Origin of the sequence: Ruminococcus sp. MSJ-25 (assembly GCF_018917825.1) — a bacterium.
In the GTDB taxonomy this organism is placed as follows: Bacteria; Bacillota; Clostridia; order Oscillospirales; family Ruminococcaceae; genus Hominimerdicola; species Hominimerdicola aceti.
On sequence record NZ_JAHLPI010000017.1, the window covers coordinates 191,971 to 209,810 of the forward strand.

A 17,840-nucleotide genomic window follows, 5' to 3' on the forward strand; every position below is an offset into this window, starting at 1 on the left:
GGCGAACGCTGTTTGCCCCTGTGTTATTTATATCTGTTATATTTTATCAGCTATAAATATTCAGTATGCAAGGTGCAACATAAACCACTATGATCACTATAGCTCCCGCACCGATAACAGCCACAAGTGCAGCGGCTTCCAAAGTTTCTCCGAATTTCAGTTTCTTTCTTATAAGGATATATCCTGCTGTCAGCACAATGCCTGCGATAGTCAGTGCAAGACCTGCATAAAAGCCCTTTGGCACGCTTGTTACAGTTATTGTGTTCTCGCCCTCCTGCAAGTCGAAGCTTACAAGGTCACCGAAAACCTTGTCATATGAAACAGCCTTGCCGTTGACCTTTATTTTCAGACCCTCCTGATACGGTATCTGAAGCACACATTTCTGTCCTGCCTTTGCGTTCACGCTTCCTGAAAGCTTGCCGTCACTGTCTGTAAGACCGGCGGTCTGAACCTGTTCAAGTGCCTTTTCAAGGGCATTGTGGTGAAGCCCGAAAACGCCATAGGAACGGCAGCCTGTGATGCCTTTTTTCAAGGTCACACGCACGTTGACGTGTTCATTTTCAAATTCTCCAAGCTTCAAAAGCCCGTTGCTCGATTGTGACGGATAATCCATCTGCATTACCTGACCATTCACTGTTACCATGAAGCTTCCGTTTATATCCTCGCTGAGGCTGTTTGAAAGTTTGTCGAAGCAGTCAAAATAAAGTGTCTGCTTGTCTGTCACATCTATGCTGTAGTCCATGTAGGCTACATTGCCTGTGGTGTTGAAGGTGTAGTTCGGTTTAAAGTTACTGTCGTCCTGCACACCATAGATCGTGGTGTATTCGTAGTCTGTGATAAGCTCGTCACCGTTGCCGCCGAAAAGCTGTTCAAAAAGCTTCTTCTGAACGTTGCTTCTTGTGCCTGTGGAAAGCTCCTCACTGCCGCTCAGGTCAGCGTCGGTCACAATGCCAAGTGGGAGATAGTATTCTGTCGGCACTATCTCGTAGGTATCGTTTGAATATACAGCGTCAGCCGAGCCTGTATTTTTTTCAATAAGATATTTTACTGACAGCAAAGCGTCAGTAAGCTCCGTTCCGCCATATGAGCCTACCTCCATCCAGTAAGAGGAGTAACCAAGCTGCTTCATCATGTACATATAATCACGGCTTGTGAGAGAGGTGTAGTGGCTCAGAGAATTGTAGCCCATTGAGCCGACCAGATTGACCTCGAAAAGCTTGCTTGCGGTCTTTACTCTGTAAAAGCCCTCCGTTTCGTCAAGCCTGTCTGAAAGATCCATTATCTTCTGATGATTAGCCGCACGGAGAGTATTGTTCATGCTTGGGGATACCATATAAATGTTCACGTTTGCGTATGACTCAGCCGCAACAAACATTGCGAGGAAGACAGCAAATATCTTCTTTGATATCCAGCCCTTTTTGTGCAGCAGAACGATAACAATATAGAAAGCCGCCGCCACAATGAAAAATTCAAGGCAAAGCTCAAAGGCGGTGCTGTCCTGCCAAAGACTTTTAGTGTATTTTGACATTCCGTCACGATTGTTCTCAACAAAGCCCTCAGAGAAGTTGTAAAAGCCGTAGATAAGTGCCGCAAGTATCAGGAAAATAACAAAGTGGTCGCAGTTTTTCTTTCCTTTTGCCACTGCGTTTTCCGATGAAAGAAAATATCCTGCGCAGATAAGTGCAAAGAATATGGTGATGAAAGCGTATCTGCATGGGAATGACATATAGCTTCCCGTGTGCCACATAAGGTTCGCAGGTTCTATTAAAATAGGTACGAGCATCAAAAAGAGCATTATAAGGTCGGTGTTCAAACGCTTGCTTCTCTTTTTGCCGTCAAGAAGAAACACCGCAACTATCACTATCACTGAAGCCGTTGACAACAGCAGGCAGAATGTGGTGTTGTAGTTTGTAATGAATGAGGCGGTTTCGATCTGTTGGATAACTGATTTAGAACGTCCGCTTGACAAGAATTGCAGGAAGCATGGTATCCATACCACCGCTGAAAGCAATGCGCCAAGAAGCGAGCCTATAACAAATCTGCATGGAACGTCCTTGTATTTTTCCTCCTTGCGGTAACGCCAGCAGCAAAGAGCCATGAAAAGCAGTATGAATACAACTATCATGTAGCTGATGTAGTAGTTCACTATCATCATAAGTGTGAGCATGACAGTGTATGGGATAATGCGCTTTTTCTCGAAAAGCTCCCTGAATGCCACCATAAGGAGAGGGAAAAGATACATCATGTCAAGCCATATGTTGTTCTGATAATAGAGCATTCCATAGCCGCAGAATGCGTATATGACGCTGAGTACAGCGCCAATGTAAGGATCGAGCTTTTTTTGACAGGAGCGGAAATATATCTGCGCCGTTACAGCCGCCGTCATCATTTTAAGCACTGTGAGAATGTTCACAAGGTAGATTATGTCAGCCTTGTCAACAAAAAGCACAAGCAAGGTGTAGGGGCTTGCGATAAAGAAAAAGAAAACGCCCCACAGGTCCATTCCTCCTGCATTGTGGAAGTTAAGGAACATTCCGTCCTTGCCTGTGAAAATATCCTTAAAGTCGGTGAGCAGAGGTATCACCTGCTGTGACATATCGCACCATGATACAGTGCCGTCACCGAACGGGTAAAGCCCATGCCGATAAAAAGCAAATCCCATTATGAGCAATACAGCCAGAGGCGGGATGATAAAAGGCAGAGCTTTTTTCAACTTATCCATTTTGTTCAGTCCTCCATACATAACATAGTTTTTATATTTTTCTTTAAAAAAACATTATAATTATACTCCATTAAGAGCCAAAAATCAATATTAAATAAGCCAACTTTAGGCTTCGTATGATGAAAATTATGTGAAAAACATGGTCTGATGTTGATTTTTTTGCAGGGAGGTGCTATAATAGGCTAGTAAAAAGGCAGAAATGCCATTAATGATGATCGAAAGGACGATAAAAAATGAAACTTAAAAAGCTATTCAGAGCATTGGCTCTTTGCACAGCAGGCGTGCTTGCCTGCGCAGTTCTTACAGCCTGCGGAGATAAGGGCGACAGCTCATCACAGACCTCTGCGGCTGACACTGACAAGAAGTTCGTTATCACGCTTTACGCCAATGACGCACCTATCACCTGCGAGAACTTCGAGAAGCTGGTAAAGGAAAAGTTCTATGACGGACTTACTTTCCATAGAGTTGTAGACGGCTTTATGGCACAGGGCGGCGATCCTAACGGCGACGGCACAGGCGGAAGCAAGGAAACTATCAAGGGCGAGTTCTCGGCAAACGGCGTTGAAAACAGCCTGAGCCATACAAGAGGCGTTGTTTCAATGGCAAGAGCAAACGATATGGACAGTGCCTCAAGCCAGTTCTTTATCTGCTACAGCGATAAGGATACCTTCCTTGACGGACAGTATGCGGCTTTCGGCATGGTAACAGAGGGCATGGACGTTGTTGATGACTTTCTTAAAGTTGAGAGAACAACAGGTTCAGACAACGCACAGTCAAAGCCTGTTACACCTATCACTATCGTAAAGGCTGAAATGATAGATGATGACGCAGACGGCAACCACAGAGTTCAGTTCACAATGGATTTCTAAGCTGATTTTCACAAAGAGGTGTCCCCATTGGGTGGATACCTTTTTTGTTTACTAAAATGGTTTGGCAAAACAAAAAATTCATAATTTATATATCAAATCACTGATAAAAGCTATTGCAAAAAGCCGTGTGTTCAGCTATAATATATGGTATAGGTTTATGCACAGTCGGTATCGTAGGGCTGTCGCTATCAATTTTTGAAAGGAATGTATGTTATGAAGAAATTTGCAGCAGGACTTATTGCAGTGGCAATGAGCGTTACAATGCTTGCAGGCTGCGGAGTGCCTGCTAATACAGTTCACAGCGTTGACGATCTGGAGGGCAAGACTATCGGTGTTCAGCTTGGAACAACAGGCGACATCTATGCCGAGGACGTTAAGGACGCTAAGGTAGAAAAATACAACAAGGGCGCTGATGCTGTTCAGGCTCTGAAGCAGGGCAAGATAGACGCTGTTATAATCGACGCTGAGCCTGCTAAGGTTTTTGTTGAGAAGAATGACGATCTTGAAATACTTGACGAGCCTTTTGCTGAGGAAGAATACGCTATCGCTATGAAGCTTGACAACACTGAGCTTCAGACAGCTGTCAACGGTGCTCTCAAGGAGCTTAAGGCTGACGGAACGCTTGACGCTATCAAGGCAAACTACGTTGGCGAGAACGCTGGCAAGAACCCATACAAGTCCCCTGATAATGTTAGCAGAGATAAGGGTACGCTTGTAATGGCAACAAACGCTGAGTTCCCTCCATACGAGAGCAAAGAGAACGATAAGGTCGTTGGTATCGACGCTGATATGATGCAGGCAGTTTGCGACAAGCTTGGTTATGAGCTTAAGATAGACGATATGGCATTTGATTCTATCATCTCAGCCGTTCAGTCAGGCAAGGCAGACGTTGGCGTTGCAGGTATGACAGTTACACCTGACAGAGAGAAAAACGTTCTTTTCTCTGACACTTACACATCATCAAGTCAGGTAATAATCGTAAGAAAGAAATAATTTTTCACACTTCGGCTGTCGTAGAGCGGCAGCCGAAATTATTTTGATAAAGAACAGGAAGTGCTGAATTGAACAAATTGATCGACGATTTCCAGCAAAATTTTTTGGACGAGAGCCGTTGGCATTATCTTACCAATGGTCTTAAAACAACACTTATCATAACCTTCTTTGCGGTCATACTTGGCTTTGTGTTGGGATTTCTTGTGGCTATAGTCCGCTCTACTCATGATAAGACAGGCAAAATGAAGATACTCAACGCCCTTTGCAGGGTGTATCTTACAGTGATAAGAGGAACTCCTATGGTAGTTCAGCTCCTTATAACATATTTTGTTATTTTCGGAAGCGTGAACATAGACAAGACTCTTGTGGCTGTGCTTGCATTCGGCGTGAACTCAGGCGCATATGTGGCTGAGATAGTCCGTTCAGGTATCATGTCAGTTGACAACGGTCAGTTTGAAGCAGGAAGAAGCCTTGGCCTTAGCTATCGTCAGACAATGATATCAATAGTTCTTCCGCAGGCTTTTAAAACTGTTCTGCCTGCCCTTGCAAACGAGTGCATAGTTTTGCTTAAAGAAACCTCTGTTGCAGGATATATCGCAATTCAGGACCTTACAAAGGGCGGAGATATAATCCGTTCTCAGACGTTCTCGGCATTCATGCCGCTTATAACAGTTGCACTTATTTACCTTATAATGGTAGTTGTGCTTACTCATCTGGTAGGAAAGCTTGAAAGGAGGCTGTCGCAAAGTGATAGACGTTAAACATCTCAGCAAGTCTTTCGGCGAGGTCGAAGTGCTGAAAGATATAAACGAAACTATCGACAAGGGCGAAAAGGTCGTTATCGTTGGTCCGTCAGGCTCAGGAAAATCCACCTTTCTCCGCTGTCTTAACCTTATGGAAAAGCCAACCTCAGGTGATATATTCTTCGAGGGTGAGAACATCACTCAGGCGAACGAGCATGAAATGAACAAGCTCAGACAGAGAATGGGCATGGTTTTTCAGCATTTCAACCTCTTCCCGCATCTTACAATAAAAAAGAATATCACTCTTGCCCCTGTGAAGCTTGGGCTTATGACAGCCGAGGAAGCCGACAAAAAGGCGGAGGAACTTTTGGAAAGAGTTGGTCTGCCTGATAAGGCTGACGAGTATCCTTCAAGGCTCTCAGGCGGTCAGAAGCAGAGAATAGCCATCGCACGTTCACTGGCGATGAACCCTGAAGTAATGCTTTTTGACGAGCCTACTTCAGCACTTGACCCTGAAATGGTGGGCGAGGTGCTGGAGCTTATGAAACAGCTTGCAAACGACGGAATGACAATGGTTGTCGTTACCCACGAAATGGGCTTTGCAAGGGAGGTTGCTTCAAGAGTTCTGTTTATGGCAGACGGAAAAATACTTGAGCAGAACAGGCCGTCAGAGTTCTTTGCACACCCTGAAAATCAGCGTTTGAAAGATTTTCTCTCAAAAATCATATAGAAGCCAACACCGCACAAGGGGCACCTATCGTCTTTGTGCGGTGTTTTTTTGTTTGCAAAGGTCTAAAATGCTTGACATTATGGGCGTTATGGTCTATTATTATTTTATACGACTTTATTTTAATAGGAGATATATAAATGAGTTTAAAAAACGCTTTCACCATTATTTTCGGCAAGCTTATGGTTAAAACTCTGCACCTGCTTGGCAGGGACGCAGGCAACTTTCCCGGGCTTGTGCTGTGGACTATAAATAAAGACTGCCTGAAGGCTTTCAAGGTGGATTGCCCTATCGTTGCTGTCACAGGCACCAACGGCAAGACCTCTGTTACAAACTATCTCAGCCACATTTTTGCAAGCGGTGGAAAGAAGATAATCACAAATCCTGAGGGTAACAATCTTGATACGGGAATATGCTCCCTTTTGCTCAATCACTGCGATATGAGGGGAAGAGTCCATGCCGATTATCTCGTGCTTGAAACTGACGAGTCACACGTTCCTGTGGTCTATTCAAAGCTCAATTTGCAGACCCTTGTTCTGCTGAATTTCTTCCGTGACCAGCTTGACAGAAACGGCGAGGTGGAAACACTCATTCTCAAGGTGAAAAAGTTCCTTGAAACATTTGAGGGCAACGTTGTTCTCAATGCCGATGACCCTAACGTGGCAAGACTTGGACTTGCTAACCCTAATAACAAGAATATCCACTATTTCAGCGTTGACAGATATCAGGGCGCAACGGATAAGCCTTATGAGGTGGGCGAGGGCAAGTTTTGTCCTTTCTGCGATACTGAGCTTGTTTATGACTATTATCAGTATTCACATATCGGCAAGTTCCATTGTCCAAAGTGTGGTTTTGGCAATATTGAGCCTGAGGTGGAGATAAAGAACGTTGACCTGACTGTTCCGTCCTTTGAAGCAGACGGGGAAACATATAAGACCGCTCATAACAGTATCTATTATATGTATAACATGGCGGCTGTCTATACCGCCGCAAAGCTCTATAATTTTGATAAGGCTATATTGCATGACACTTTCGAGCATTTCGAGGTGAATAACGGCAGACTTGAACGCTTTGAGGTTGACGGCTCAAGCCTTCTTGTGAACCTTGCCAAAAACCCTGTTGGCGCAAACATGACCCTGCGTGTGATGAACGAGCAGGCAGGCTCAAAGGAACTGCTTTTTGTCCTTAACGATAACCTTGCAGACGGTCATGACGTTTCTTGGATATGGGATATAAACTTCTCTGTGTTCAATAATGTTGACAGAGTTGTGACTTCCGGTACGAGAGCATATGATATCGCAATAAGAATAAAATGCTCAGGCTATGACCCTGACAAGATATTCGTTTATCCTGATCTTGACGAAGCAACAGCGTCACTCTTCTCCACAAAGGGAGATAAGTTCGCCATAGCCAATTATACTGCTATCCAGCCGACAAGAGCCGCAATAAAAAGATATAAGAGCCTGAAAGAAAACGGGGAGGAAAAGTAAAATGGAAAAGCTGAAAATTCTTCATATGTATCCTAATATGCTTGACCTCTACGGTGACAGCGGCAACGTTGAAGTGCTTTCTTACCGCTGTAAAATGCGTGGCATAGAACTTGAAGTTTCAAAGCATCTTATTGGTGACAAGGAAACTGATTTCACCCAGTATGATATCATCTATCTTGGTGGCGGTGCTGACTTTGAACAGCAGATACTTGCCGATGACCTTGTTTCCTGTAAGGACAGTATCATGGAAGCTTATAAGGCAGGAACGTTTTTCCTGATGATATGCGGCGGCTATCAGCTCATGGGTCAGTATTATAAGGACTCAAACGGCGAGAAAGTGCCTGGATTGGGGCTTTTTGATTACTATACTGTGGCGTCTACCGATAAAAGATGCAGATGTATCGGTAATATCGTTATAGAAGCTCAGCTTGACGGAGAAAAATACAAGGTGATAGGCTTTGAAAACCATGGCGGACAGACCACCAACGTCAAGTCACCATTCGGAAAAGTCCTTTCAGGCAACGGCAATGAGTTTGAGAGCAGCACCGAGGGCTATATGGAAAAAAGCGTTATTGCAACCTATCTCCACGGACCGCTTCTGTCAAAAAATCCAAAGGTCAGCGACTATGTTATTTCATACTGCATGAGCCGTAAGCTTGGTGAAAAGTATATCCCTGCACCTATAAACGATAAGCTTGAAGAGGATTGCCGCAAACAGCTTTTTGAGAGGCTTGGTGTGTAAAAATGTTTTCACTGTTCAAAAGGAAGCAGGCTCAGAGCGAGCCGCCTCTGAAAAAGAAAATAAAGGATATGAAGTGCAGAAAAATAAACTACGTTGACGAGGGCTTTGATACCCTCGCTTCGGAAATGTCTGCCGACCCGAAAGCTATTCTCAGGCTCAAGCCTGTGAACTATTATGCCATAAAAAATAAATATATCATGGGAAAAGTTTATACGTCTGAGGATTATCAGGAGAATTATGTGCAGTTTTTCAGATACGAGTATGACCACGAGTGCGGAAAAACTGATATCTACCCCCTAAGTGCAGAGCTTATGTCAAAGGCTCTTGCAAAGGTGGGCATAATAATAGACCTGAAAGCCCTTGCCAAAGACCAGTGAGGAAACGAAAATGGCTTCAAAACTTGACGAATTTGATATGAAAGCCCCTGTGGCTGATCTGCTTTATCCCTCTGTGGAAAAGCACAATGCAATGAAAAAAAGAGCTGCCGCCCTTGAAAAGCTCCCCAGAGCGTTTGTTGACAATCTGGAGCTTGAAAAGGTGGCTGATATCATCACGCCCCATTACCAGTATCGTGTAATGAGGCTTTTTTGTGAGGTTTGCGACGATGAGGAGGTAATAAACTACCGCCTTGATATCCTTGATGATTTCATAAGGCTTCCGTCATTGTCTGCCACCATACGCAAGGTGATAAACGTCATGGTGGAAAATGACAGAAAGAACATCTATAATCTTACTACTCCCGACAGCTTTTCACAGCTTGATGATGCCATAAGCGGCTTTGACGCTTACATACAGTGCATGGAGATAATGCACGATTTTTATGGAAAAATGAAAGATAAGATACGCTCAGAGGGCGTAAAAAAGCTTTTTGCGTTCTTTGAGGAGCATTACGGTGACAAGCATTATATATCCCTGAAAGGTGAGATAGAGAAGCTTAAAAATGCGCTCCATGACCGCATACGAAGCGTTACAGTGGCAATAAACCTCGATGAAAGGCTAGTTCCTGTTTCAGCAGGCATTATAGAGCTTTCAAAAGAGCGTTACGATATAAAGCCGTCCCTTGTTGACAGAATACTTTACCATGGGGCAAAGTTCAACGATAAGGCTGTTGTGAAAAATCTCAGAAAGAAGTATAATGACAGCGAGGTGTCTGACGATAAGCTTATCAACACTGTGGATAAGACCCTTTTTGACGAGCTTAGCGATCTTACTGATACTTTTGTGAAAATGATAGACAAGGTGCTTGCTGAGTATCAGAAAGCAGGCATTGCCGATATGCGCTATATAGACTATCAGCTTGAATACTACATGGGTGCAGTGGCTGTGATAGAAGCCTGCGAAGATCAGGGGCTTAAAATGTGCCGTCCGAAAATTCTTCCTGCAGGTGAGAGAAAAGCCGTCATAAAGGATATCTTTGACCCTGTTTATTTCCGTGAAGCCAGGATATATAATCTTGACCACAAGGAGAAAAAATCCGTTGTCACAAACGATATCACCATGGGAGGTGACAGCGAGGGCTTTTATGTGCTTACGGGCGCAAACAATGGCGGAAAGACCACATTTCTCCGTGCGATTGGTCTGTGTCAGATAATGGCGCAGACAGGGCTTTATGTGCCTGCTTCATACTGTGAAATATCCCTTGTGGACTATATCTACACTCAGTTCCCACAAGAGGAAAAAACAGGCATCGACACCAGCCGTTTCACCACCGAGATAAAAGAGTTCCGTGAAATAAGCGACACTATCACAGCAAACAGCCTGCTTCTTATGAACGAGTCTATCCAAAGCACGACCCCAAGGGAGTGCGTTGAGGTCGCCTGCGAGCTTTTGAGGATATTCTGCAAAATGGGCGTAAGAGGAGTTTTTGCAACACATCTTGTGGATATCGCATACAAGACCGTGGAGCTTAATAAAGACAGCACGCTCAGAACAAAGCTTGCAAGCATTGTCGCCGACGCAGATGATGAAACAGGAGAGCGAAAGTATAAGATAGTCTGTGGAATGCCCCGTGACAACAGCTTCGCTCAGACTATCCTTAAACAATACGGCATAGATATGGAAACGATAGAAAAGCGTATAAGAGAGAATAACACTTGACTATTACAAAATTGTAACCATACTTGAAAATTTCTTTGATGTGTGATATACTGAAACATACAACTATGAAGACAGGAGATAAAACCATGAAAAAGATACACAGAACATTGAGCCTTTTTACAGTCGCTGCAATGTGCGCCGCACTTCTCTGCTCATGCGGAGCAGTGCCTGACAGTTCACAGACCGACAGCAGCTCAAAGGCAGCCACAACTACAACATCCGACACAACGGCTGATACAACCACCGCAGGGGAGGCGAGCAGTACAGCTTCTGCCACTTCTGCACCTGACGGCAGTGTTTCAGACAGCTCATCAGCGGTGACGGACGATACAAAGACGAACGGTATCACACCTGCTATGTGGAAAGTGACTTCACCTGAGGGCAACACAATGGTGATGCTCGGCTCTTTCCATGCACTGAAAGACGAGTGCTATCCGCTCCCTGAGGCAGTAACAAATGCGTATAATAATGCCGATATACTTGCGGTGGAGTGCGATATAACCTCCACAAGCGAGGACGGCGAGTATATGAAAAATCTTATGAAGCAAATGCTTTATAATGATAACACTAAGCTCAGCCAGCATATTTCCGAGGAAGCATATTCTGCCCTGAAAACATATCTCGGCTATTGGGGCATGGATATTTCCGCCTTGGAGGTCTACAGACCATGGGCTGTTTCAAGCACCCTTGATACCCTGCTTATTCAGGATTCCGGCTTTGACTCGGAAAAGGGTCTTGACAACTACCTTCTTACCACCGCCCATGCAGACGGTAAGAAGATATATGAAGTTGAGTCGGTGGATTTCCAGATGAATCTGCTCATAAACTTCTCTGACGATATCTATGACCTTATGTTCAGAAGCTACGAGGGTGAAACCAAGGAGAGCCAGAAGCAGGCTCTTGAAGACCTCTATACCGCATGGAAGTCGGGGGATATCGAAACCTTCCTTGAGGAAGATAACGAGGAGGAGCTTGCAGGCTATACCGAGGAGGACAAAAAGATCGCCGAGGATTATAATAACCAAATGCTCTATGACAGAAACAAGAACATGGCAAAAGCTGCCGAGGATCTTATGTCACAGGGCAAGAACGTGTTCTATGTTGTTGGAGCGGCACACTATGCAGGCGAGGGAGGAATAATCGACCTGCTTGAAAAAGACGGCTACACAGCCGAGCGTGTGCAGTATTGATGGATTTATGATTTGTATAGGGGAAAGGGGTAAAAAATAAATGCCACATTCATCAGGGGGAGGCTCTCACAGCGGAGGGTCACACAGCGGCTCAGGCTTTTCCGGCTCTTCATCAAGCTCGGGAGGGTCGAGCGCTAAACACATAAAGCACACAAGCTTTCCAGGGGCAAGAAGATACGTATACTATGAGAACTATCATCCTGTCTATGTCTATGCCGACTATGATATCCGCAAGGGGACTGCTTCAGGCAAGTTTTTCAGTATACTTGGCAGTGCTGTCAGCCTGCTCTTTGGTATCATGCTTCTTGCCATGTGCTATGATAAGCCGCAAAAAATGGATACAAGTCCATCTTATCACTGCGAGGTAAAGGATACGGCAGGGGTCATTGATGATATGGACAAGGTGCAGAATGCAATAGTTGATTTCTATGACGAAACCGGCATACCCGTAGAGATAATGACAGTGAACAACGAGGATTGGCAGGGAAGCTATTCAAAGCTAGAGGACTTTGCCTACGATATGTATGTGACGGAATTTGACGACGAGGAGCATTGGCTGGTGGTTTATTCTGAACCTGCATCTCCCGACCCTGATTTTAACGATTGGTACTGGGAGGGTATGCAGGGCGATGATACCGACAATATCATAACTGTAGATGTAGCAGACGATTTCAAAGATCTTATGCAGAAATATCTTACCGCTAACAGCCGTTATGATGTCGGCTCTGCTATAGCGGCGGCTTTTGATGAAACTACGCCAAACGTTATGGATGGTCATGTAGAGTGGCTGTTCGTGATATGGGGACTTCTCATGTCAGGTATCGGGGCTTATGAGATATATCAGACGCTTATCACTAATAAAAAGGCTTACAGAAGCGCAGTGAAATGTGCAAATGATGCAAAAGAGGACACCTGCGAATACTGCGGAAACGTCTATGTTATCGGCACTTGTCATGAGTGCCCACACTGCGGAGCACCGCTCAGACCACATAACGTGGAAACAGAACAGCCTGTCGCAGATACTGCAAAAAAATAAGAAAGGGGTAAATAATAAATGCCACATTCATCGGGAGGCGGCTCTCACGGAGGAGGGTCACACGGAGGCTCGCATCACAGCAGCCATTCGCACGGAGGCTCAGGAAGAAGCTCACGCCACGTAAGAAGCACCTATTTCCCGGACGCAAGAAGATATGTATATTATGATCATCACAGACCTGTCTATGTCTATGCAGATTATGACATAACCGAAAAAAGAAGTCCTTTGAGATTTCTTATGCTGCTTTTCTATCTGCCGTTTATTTTATTCACATTTTCTATGTTTGCCGAGGCTTATCATCACCCTCATAAGCTTCCCCAAAACTATGATTATAAAATAGTTGTGGAGGATAAAGCAAATGTCCTTGGCAACACCGCAGAGCTTAGGAACTCGCTGGTGGCATTTTATAACCGCACCGGTATCTCACCTGCGGTCATAACAGTGGAAAATTCCGATTGGCAGGGAAATTATTCAGATCTTGAAAATTATGCCTATGATCTGTATGTGAACCACTTTGCGGACGAGAGCCATTGGCTCATAGTTTACTCTACCCCTGACGGTTATTCTTCCTCTGACGGCTTTGAGGATTGGTATTGGGAGGGTATGCAGGGCAATGATACAGATGATGTTCTTACAGAATCAGTAACGAACAGCTTCAATGACGAGTTGCAGAAAAATCTCACGGCGAGAACACGCTATACAGTGTCCTCGGCTATCAGCACATCATTTGACGACCTGACGCCTACCATAATGAAGAGTAAAGTAAATTGGACTATGCTATTTACTTCAATCGCCATTCTGGCCTTTGTGTGTCTGCACGCCTGTCTTATGATAGGTATAAATCCAAAGGCGAGAAAATATGCCAAAGCAAAGCCTTGTTCTGATGCAGCTCAGGAAAAAGCTTGCGAATATTGCGGCTATACCTATGTCGTAGACACCTGTACAGAATGTCCTCACTGCGGAGCGCCTATCCCACCGGAGGATCAGCCTATATCTGTTTCACAAAGCATATGATATTAAAAACCGCCTGAGAAGCTTTTCCTCTCAGGCGGTTTTGTATTGTATTTAGCCGTACATCTCAGTCTGCTCAGCGTAGCTGTAGATTATCTCGGAGTCAGGGTCAATGGCAACTCCCTTTGCGTGGAAAAGCTCTGTTATGGTAACGAACTCGTAGCCCTGTTCTTTGAGGGCAGGGATTATCTTATCAAGGGCTTCAACTGTCTGAACGTTTCCGTTCATATCGTGAAGCAGGATAATTCCCCCGTCCTTAGCCTGCGCAAGCACCTTTTCAACACGCTCCTCAACGCCTATGGCATTGTTATAGTCCTCTGCACCGTATCCGCATATAAACGGCATATCTATAACGTCAAACATTGTCTGATTTACCGCAATATATGGCGGACGGAAAAACTGTGGACGTTCGCCAACAGCCTCTTCCACCTTGTCGGAGGTAAAGTCTATCTCAGCCTTTATCTCCTCTGCGGTCATTTTTGTCATGTCAGGGTGGCTCTGAGAGTGGTTTTCAATGTCACAGCCCATGTTGTAAGCACGCTTCATGACCTCTGCACTCTCGTCTGTGATGTTGTTTCCGATAACGAAAAACGAAGCCACAATGCCGTGTTCTTCTAACTTGTCAAGCACAAGGGGAGTCGTGTCAGTGTTAGGGCCGTCATCAAAAGTGAGGGCTATCACTTTTCCGTAGTCAGACTTGTCACGAAGCTGTCTGCGCTTATTCTGTGAACTGCTGTCCTCAGCCTTTGAGCTTTCCTTTTCCAGACTGCTGTTTTCACCAGTCCCACAGCCCACTCCCATAGCAAGGCTGAAAGCCACAGCACCCATAAGAATAGTTTTAAGCACCTTTTTCATAAGATTTTCTCCTTCATATTTATTATCTCTATGATAGCATATTTCCACTTGATTTTCAATAGAATTTGATGATAAAGCAACAAAAAACGAGCGGTCAAAAACCGCCCGTCAAATGTCTTTTATTTTTCAGAATGTTTCTTGCCCTTGAAGAATTTTCTGTATATTGCCACTGTGATAACAGCATATATCGTTCCCGTTAGAACGCCTGCGATAACGTCGAACGGATAGTGTACACCAACATACAGCCGTGAGAACGCAATGAGTGTTGCCACTATAAGTGCAGGTACGCCATATTTTTTCGGCATCTCCATGAACATTACCACCGCCACTGCAAAGGAGGCTCCCGAATGTCCCGAGGGAAAGGAGAAGTCCGATTGTGCGCCTATTATCCTGTTAAGCCCCTCGACCACCTCGTAAGGTCTTGTTCGTGCGATAACGTTTTTCAAAATAATGTTGTTTATAAGAAAAGTCACCGCAAGGGAGCATGAACACACGATGCCTGTTGTTCTAGTCTTTTTCAGTATCAGCAGTAAAACGCATATGCCTATCCATAACGCACCTCCGTTTGCAAGATATGTTATGAACTTCATTATGGGGTCGAGCCACCCTGCACGCAGGTTGTCCTGTATCCATAACAGTATGTCGCCGTCTATTTTAAGTAAGGTGTCTAACATTTATCCTCCTGCCATTTATGTAAATCTATCCCTTGAATATATTTACACCAAAACTGACAAGCCCGTCAAAAAACGAGCCTGCCCTTTGTGTATTAATGCTTTAGTTCATATTTTCGCAAATTAATATTATGATAAGTTCATTTTCATGTATAAAAAGCTTAAAATCATGTGCAATACCCTTAACAAATTCAATTTGCATAGAAATTTGATTTCCAATTACAGCTTAACAGGCTCTATCTTCCAGATGTTTTCTGCATAGTCCTTGATAGTTCTGTCAGAAGAGAACTTTCCTGCATTGGCAATGTTCAGCCAGCATTTCTTAGCGAATGCAAGCTTGTCCTTGTAGTCTGCGTTGACCTTGAGCTTTGCCTGAACATAGCTTTCAAGGTCGCCAAGAACATAGTAGTGGTCAGGAACGTGCCAGCTTGCACCGTCAGTGAGAGCCTTGTAAAGCTCCTTGAAGCTGCCCTCCTCGTTGGACGGAACGCCGCCGTCTGAAAGACTGCCGTCAATAAGCTTGTCAAGAACACGCTTTATCTTGTCGTTTGAGAAAAGTATCTCTCTAGGGTCATACTTTGGCATTATCTCAGCCAGCTCCTCTACTCTTGCACCGAAGATGTAGTTGTTCTCCTCGCCTGCCTCCTGAACGATCTCAACGTTAGCTCCGTCATAAGTTCCCAGTGTAACAGCACCGTTGAGCATAAGCTTCATGTTGCCTGTACCGCTTGCCTCGGTGCCCGCTGTAGATATCTGCTCGGAAACATCAGCCGCAGTAACAAGCTTTTCCGCATAAGAAACGTTGTAGTTCTGTACGAAAACTACCTTGATAAGATCCTTTGTGTCAGGGTCAGCGTTCACAAGCTTGCTTATCTCGCCAATAAGCTTGATGATAGCCTTTGCTCTGCGATATCCCGGTGCAGACTTAGCACCGAAAATAAATGTTGTCGGCGTGAAGTCTTTTATAGAGCCGTCCTTGATGCCATAGTAAATGTAAAGTATAGACAAAGCGTTAAGAAATTGCCTCTTGTATTCGTGCAGACGCTTGATCTGAATGTCAAAAATAGTGTTCGGGTCGATATCAACACCGTCATGCTCCTTTACAAAAGCGGCAAGGCGGTTTTTCTGCGCTTCCTTAACAGCCATGAACTCGTTAAGTACAGCTTCATCATCAGCATATTTTTCAAGCTTTTTAAGCTCGTCCAGGTTCTTCACCCAATCTGCATTGCCAAGAAGCTTTGTGATAAGTGCGGAAAGCTCAGGGTTGCAAAGTGCAAGCCAACGTCTTTGTGTGATACCATTGGTCTTGTTCTGAAATCTCTCAGGATAAAGCTCATACCAGTCTTTGAGAGCGTCCTTTTTCAGTATCTCCGTGTGGATAGCCGCAACGCCGTTTATATAGCTTGAAACATAGATAGCCATAAACGCCATTTTTACCATGCCGTCGCCAACAGGGGAGAGCTTTGAGATATACTCTCTGTCCTTTTTGAGAGCGTACATATCCTTTATAAAACGCTCGTTTATCATAAGGATATATGTGTAGACCTCAGGCACTACCTTTTCCACAAGTCTGCAATCCCACTTTTCAAGAGCCTCAGCCATGATAGTGTGGTTTGTGTAGTTAAAGACCTTGTGGGCGATCTCAAAAGCCTTGTCAAAGTCATAGCTATGCTCAGCACAAAGCTGTCTTATAAGCTCAGGCACAGCGATAACAGGGTGAGTATCGTTAAGCTGGATAGTAATATAGTCGCCAAGGTTGTCAAGAGTGCCGAACTTAGCCAAATGCTTTTTGAGAATATCCGTCACAGAAGCGGAGGAGAAGAAATATTCCTGCTTAAGCCTGAGTATCTTGCCCTCTTCACAGTTATCGTTAGGGTAAAGCACCTTTGAGATGTTCTCAGCGTCATTTTTAGCCTTTACAGCACCGTCATAGTTACCGCAGTCGAACTGAGCGAAGTCGAAGTCCTCCACGCTCTCAGCCTGCCAAAGTCTGAGTGTGCCAACGTTCTTAGTGCCAAAGCCGATAACAGGCATATCATAAGGCACAGCATAAACAGTTTGGTCGCCGTATTTTACTATTACCTTATCATTTTCGCATCTCTTAGACCAAGGGTCGCCGTACTTAGTCCAGTTGTCAGCCTCTTCCTTTTGGAAGCCGTCAACTATTTTCTGCTTGAAAAGACCGTACTTGTATCTTATTCCGTAGCCGTCCAAAGGCAGGTCATGAGCGGCGGCGGAATCGAGGAAGCAAGCGGCAAGTCTGCCAAGACCACCGTTGCCGAGGGCAGCGTCCTCTATTTCTTCAAGGTCATTAAGACTTCTGCCGTGAGCCTTCAAAAGCTCGTCCACCTCGTCAGTTATACCAAGGCAAAGGAGATTGTTATAAACGGCTCTGCCCATAAGGAACTCCATAGAAAGATAGCAGGCTCTGCGGCTGTCAAGGTGAGCCTTTCTGCTGTTCTCCCAATCGCTGTCAATAAGCTCCATAACAGTAGCCGACAGGCTTTCGTGGAGCTGCCAAGGCAGAGCTTTTTCAACGCTCGTGCCAAACTTCTTTTTCAGGTCTTTACTAAGTTCGCTGTAAAACAGTTCTTTGTTCATTGGTTTTTATCCTTTCTGATATTTTATGTATTCTATTGTATTTTGTACTTTGTGATTATCCGCACAACGTATGGTATTGGCGAACATTGTTCG

The 17,840-nt window shown here is 44.6% G+C and carries 15 protein-coding genes; 11 read left to right on the forward strand and 4 right to left on the reverse strand.

The window, feature by feature from the left end; genetic code table 11:
* Positions 1–46: 46 nt before the first annotated feature.
* On the reverse strand, positions 47–2,722 hold the full coding sequence (locus KQH97_RS07930) for a YfhO family protein (RefSeq protein ID WP_216553726.1): 2,676 nt from the start codon (positions 2,720–2,722) through the stop codon (positions 47–49).
* A gap of 233 nt (positions 2,723–2,955) precedes the next feature.
* Here KQH97_RS07930 and KQH97_RS07935 point away from each other — a divergent pair, with 233 nt between their 5' ends.
* The 11 genes from KQH97_RS07935 (at position 2,956) to KQH97_RS07985 (ending at position 13,623) form a co-directional block, all read left to right on the forward strand.
* Positions 2,956–3,591: a peptidylprolyl isomerase gene (locus KQH97_RS07935; protein WP_117859352.1), complete on the forward strand. Its 636-nt coding sequence runs from the start codon at positions 2,956–2,958 to the stop codon at positions 3,589–3,591.
* Between the two features lie 213 nt (positions 3,592–3,804).
* A complete protein-coding gene (locus KQH97_RS07940) occupies positions 3,805–4,584 on the forward strand; it encodes a transporter substrate-binding domain-containing protein (RefSeq protein WP_022287636.1) in 780 nt (259 codons plus the stop codon).
* A gap of 68 nt (positions 4,585–4,652) precedes the next feature.
* A complete protein-coding gene (locus tag KQH97_RS07945) occupies positions 4,653–5,345 on the forward strand; it encodes an amino acid ABC transporter permease (protein WP_022287637.1) in 693 nt (230 codons plus the stop codon).
* Positions 5,332–6,057 carry an amino acid ABC transporter ATP-binding protein gene (locus KQH97_RS07950; protein ID WP_118157741.1) on the forward strand — a complete coding sequence of 242 codons (726 nt, stop codon included), beginning with the start codon at positions 5,332–5,334 and terminating at the stop codon, positions 6,055–6,057. The genes KQH97_RS07945 and KQH97_RS07950 overlap by 14 nt, the downstream gene beginning before the upstream one ends.
* Positions 6,058–6,194: 137 nt before the next feature.
* Positions 6,195–7,544, forward strand: a complete 1,350-nt coding sequence (locus KQH97_RS07955; protein WP_038672293.1) for a MurT ligase domain-containing protein — start codon at positions 6,195–6,197, stop codon at positions 7,542–7,544.
* 1 nt (position 7,545) lies between these two features.
* Positions 7,546–8,286 carry a type 1 glutamine amidotransferase gene (locus KQH97_RS07960; RefSeq protein WP_038672291.1) on the forward strand — a complete coding sequence of 247 codons (741 nt, stop codon included), beginning with the start codon at positions 7,546–7,548 and terminating at the stop codon, positions 8,284–8,286.
* A 2-nt stretch (positions 8,287–8,288) separates the two neighbouring features.
* Positions 8,289–8,663: a hypothetical protein gene (locus KQH97_RS07965; protein ID WP_253286398.1), complete on the forward strand. Its 375-nt coding sequence runs from the start codon at positions 8,289–8,291 to the stop codon at positions 8,661–8,663.
* Positions 8,664–8,673: 10 nt separating this feature from the next.
* Entirely contained in the window at positions 8,674–10,383 is a 1,710-nt protein-coding gene (locus KQH97_RS07970) for a DNA mismatch repair protein MutS (RefSeq protein ID WP_216553727.1), read from the forward strand.
* Between the two features lie 86 nt (positions 10,384–10,469).
* Complete coding sequence (locus KQH97_RS07975; RefSeq protein ID WP_216553728.1) at positions 10,470–11,573, forward strand: TraB/GumN family protein; 1,104 nt, start codon at positions 10,470–10,472, stop codon at positions 11,571–11,573.
* Between the two features lie 40 nt (positions 11,574–11,613).
* Positions 11,614–12,609, forward strand: coding sequence for a hypothetical protein (locus KQH97_RS07980; RefSeq protein WP_216553729.1), 996 nt, complete (start codon positions 11,614–11,616; stop codon positions 12,607–12,609).
* Between the two features lie 18 nt (positions 12,610–12,627).
* Positions 12,628–13,623, forward strand: coding sequence for a TPM domain-containing protein (locus KQH97_RS07985; protein ID WP_216553730.1), 996 nt, complete (start codon positions 12,628–12,630; stop codon positions 13,621–13,623).
* A gap of 51 nt (positions 13,624–13,674) precedes the next feature.
* Here the strand turns inward: KQH97_RS07985 and KQH97_RS07990 are convergent, their stop codons facing one another.
* The 3 genes from KQH97_RS07990 to KQH97_RS08000 form a co-directional block, all read right to left on the reverse strand.
* Positions 13,675–14,475, reverse strand: a complete 801-nt coding sequence (locus KQH97_RS07990) for a polysaccharide deacetylase family protein (RefSeq protein ID WP_243238848.1) — start codon at positions 14,473–14,475, stop codon at positions 13,675–13,677.
* A 119-nt stretch (positions 14,476–14,594) separates the two neighbouring features.
* Positions 14,595–15,149, reverse strand: coding sequence for a phosphatase PAP2 family protein (locus KQH97_RS07995; protein ID WP_216553731.1), 555 nt, complete (start codon positions 15,147–15,149; stop codon positions 14,595–14,597).
* Between the two features lie 216 nt (positions 15,150–15,365).
* Entirely contained in the window at positions 15,366–17,747 is a 2,382-nt protein-coding gene (locus KQH97_RS08000; protein WP_216553732.1) for a glycogen/starch/alpha-glucan phosphorylase, read from the reverse strand.
* Positions 17,748–17,840 lie beyond the last annotated feature (93 nt).

Bases quoted from the DNA above. Each gene is read 5' to 3' on its own strand.
- KQH97_RS07975 (WP_216553728.1), top strand. From the start codon at position 10,470: ATGAAAAAGATACACAGAACATTGAGCCTTTTTACAGTCGCTGCAATG.
- KQH97_RS07935 (WP_117859352.1), top strand. From the start codon at position 2,956: ATGAAACTTAAAAAGCTATTCAGAGCATTGGCTCTTTGCACAGCAGGC.
- KQH97_RS07990 (WP_243238848.1), bottom strand. From the start codon at position 14,475: ATGAAAAAGGTGCTTAAAACTATTCTTATGGGTGCTGTGGCTTTCAGC.
- KQH97_RS07940 (WP_022287636.1), top strand. From the start codon at position 3,805: ATGAAGAAATTTGCAGCAGGACTTATTGCAGTGGCAATGAGCGTTACA.
- KQH97_RS07960 (WP_038672291.1), top strand. From the start codon at position 7,546: ATGGAAAAGCTGAAAATTCTTCATATGTATCCTAATATGCTTGACCTC.
- KQH97_RS07970 (WP_216553727.1), top strand. From the start codon at position 8,674: ATGGCTTCAAAACTTGACGAATTTGATATGAAAGCCCCTGTGGCTGAT.
- KQH97_RS07980 (WP_216553729.1), top strand. From the start codon at position 11,614: ATGCCACATTCATCAGGGGGAGGCTCTCACAGCGGAGGGTCACACAGC.
- KQH97_RS07955 (WP_038672293.1), top strand. From the start codon at position 6,195: ATGAGTTTAAAAAACGCTTTCACCATTATTTTCGGCAAGCTTATGGTT.
- KQH97_RS07965 (WP_253286398.1), top strand. From the start codon at position 8,289: ATGTTTTCACTGTTCAAAAGGAAGCAGGCTCAGAGCGAGCCGCCTCTG.
- KQH97_RS08000 (WP_216553732.1), bottom strand. From the start codon at position 17,747: ATGAACAAAGAACTGTTTTACAGCGAACTTAGTAAAGACCTGAAAAAG.
- KQH97_RS07995 (WP_216553731.1), bottom strand. From the start codon at position 15,149: ATGTTAGACACCTTACTTAAAATAGACGGCGACATACTGTTATGGATA.
- KQH97_RS07985 (WP_216553730.1), top strand. From the start codon at position 12,628: ATGCCACATTCATCGGGAGGCGGCTCTCACGGAGGAGGGTCACACGGA.
- KQH97_RS07930 (WP_216553726.1), bottom strand. From the start codon at position 2,722: ATGGATAAGTTGAAAAAAGCTCTGCCTTTTATCATCCCGCCTCTGGCT.